At 65.7% G+C, this 2,080-nt stretch carries 3 protein-coding genes; 1 reads left to right on the top strand and 2 read right to left on the bottom strand.

Features of this window, described 5'->3' with window-relative positions; all coding sequences use genetic code 11:
- Together GBO37_RS14000 and GBO37_RS13995 are read right to left on the bottom strand one after the other, a co-directional pair.
- Window positions 1–189: transposase (locus GBO37_RS14000; RefSeq protein ID WP_252929641.1), on the bottom strand; the 189-nt coding region annotated here is incomplete at its 3' end.
- A gap of 251 nt (window positions 190–440) precedes the next feature.
- A complete protein-coding gene (locus GBO37_RS13995) occupies window positions 441–1,508 on the bottom strand; it encodes an SDR family oxidoreductase (protein WP_252929640.1) in 1,068 nt (355 codons plus the stop codon).
- Between the two features lie 100 nt (window positions 1,509–1,608).
- Between GBO37_RS13995 and GBO37_RS13990 the strand changes: the two genes are divergently transcribed.
- A complete protein-coding gene (locus tag GBO37_RS13990) occupies window positions 1,609–1,992 on the top strand; it encodes a helix-turn-helix domain-containing protein (RefSeq protein ID WP_046000940.1) in 384 nt (127 codons plus the stop codon).
- Window positions 1,993–2,080 lie beyond the last annotated feature (88 nt).

Genomic DNA, 2,080 nt, shown 5'->3' with positions numbered 1-2,080 from the left:
CAGCCGCCGGATCTCTGCATCCTTCTCCGTGTCACCCGACACTGCCTTCGTGAACTTGCGCTTCCACGCATAGAGCGAATGCGTGCTGACGCCGAGCCGAGCCGAAACCTCCTCGGCCGGATAGCCCCGCTCCGTGATCTGCGCTACCGCATCGCGCTTGAACTCGTCCATGAAATTACCTGCGCCCATCATGGCCTCCTTGCCTCAAAGTTAGCGAAGAAAGCGTCCAGGAAACATGAGGCTATTCACATCACCTTAGCGTCATGGTAGAGCCCCTGACCTGATGCGGTTCTATGGTCGTCGTAAGTGTCGTTGGACGCGTCCGTTGCATGACCAAATCACCGTCGGCCATGGGCCAGGCAAACCCTCATTCCGTCCACGGCGATGAGGGTGCCGGTCGCCCGACATCCTCACCGCAGCAGATGCAGATCTTTGGACGGTCAGCGGCGGGGGATGATCCGGTCCGCCTCCAGCTGTTCGAACAGGTCGAAGAACGCCTCGTCCGTCGCCTGATAGGCGGTGAAGCCCAGCTTGCGGCTTTTGGACATGTCGGTCACGACCTCGATCGGCCGACCCAGGTCGGCGTCGGTGTGCCACGGCGACACCAGGCGGGTGATATCCGGCTCGGCCAGCCCTTCGCGTTCGGCGATGCGTGCCCAGATCGCGGCGTCGTCCGCCATCTGGTCGGCCAAGGGGCGTTCGGTGCCGTCGAAATCCTCGGCTTTGACGCCGAACCAGTCGGCCAGACGGTGCCACATCCAGTTCCAGCGGAAGATGTCGCCGTTGACGATATTGAACGCCTGGTCATGCGCGGCGGGCGTAGTCGCCGCCCAGATGACCTGGGCGGCCAGCTGGCGGGCGTCGGTCATGTCCGTCAGGCCGTTCCACTGCACGGCCGATCCGGGAAAGCGGAACGGGCGCCCGGTCTCGCGGCAGATTGCGGCATAGACGGCCAAGGTGGTGCCCATGTTCATGGCGTTCCCGACCGCCTTGCCGATGACGGTGTGGGGGCGGTGGATGCTGTAGGTGAAGCCGTCGCTGCGCGCGGCCTCGAACAGTTCATCCTCCTGCGCGTAATAGAAATTCGCGACGTCCAGCCGCCCCTGATCCTCGCGGAACGGGGTCTTGGGCAGGCTGCCCTTGCCATAGGCCTCGAACGGTCCAAGGTAATGCTTCAGCCCGGTCACCAGCGCCGCGTGGCGCACGGTGCCAAGCGGACGCAGACCATCGAACAGGTTGCGCAGCATCAGGGCGTTGACGCGGATGTTCTCGGCCTCGGTCGGCTGGCGCAGCCAGGTGGTCAGGAACACATGCGTCGGGGCCAGACCGTCCAGGGCGGCGGCAACGGATGCGGGGTCCAGCAGGTCGGCGGCCACGGGCGTCACGCCCTCCTGCGGCTGCGGATTGCGGCTGAGGCCCAGGACGGCCCATCCGTCGCGGACCAGTTGGGCGGCGATGGCGTGGCCCTGAATGCCGGTGGCGCCGACGACCAATGCGGTACGGGTCATGAATCTCTCCTGTCTTTGTGCTGTCAGGGGATCTAGTCAGCGCGGCGCGGTCGTGCCAGACGGCACCAAATTGGGACATAGCCACCGAAAGGTAACCACCATGGAACCCGGCAGCATCGACACCGACTGGCGCGAGGATTGCGCCCCCCGCCGCACGATGGAGATCTTTGCCACGAAATGGACCAGCATGATCCTGCACACGCTGCATGCCCAGCACGGGGGCGCGGCGCGCAACGGGGTGCTGCTGCGCAGCCTGCCCGGGATCTCTAAGAAGATGCTGGTCCAGACCCTGCGCGAGATGGAGGACAGCGGCCTGATCGACCGCCATGTCGAAAGCACGGTCCCGCCGGCGGTCGAATACAGCCTGACGCCGCTTGGCAGGCGCTTCGTCGACCTGGTCGAGACGGTCTATGCCTGGGGCCGGGCCAATGCCGACGCGCTGGATCAGCTGCAGGCCCGCGCGACGTCCCGGCGGAACCGCTAGGCCCGCGACCAGTCGCGCAACCAGCGCATCGCGTCGAATCCCGGCGCGCCGGCGGGGGCATAGATCTGGTGGTCCAACTGGCGCAGCA

The organism is Paracoccus sp. 08, from assembly GCF_024105395.1.
GTDB lineage: Bacteria > Pseudomonadota > Alphaproteobacteria > Rhodobacterales > Rhodobacteraceae > Paracoccus > Paracoccus marcusii.
The sequence above is the reverse complement of the archived record's forward strand: the minus strand, read 5'-3'. Positions and strand labels throughout refer to the sequence as shown.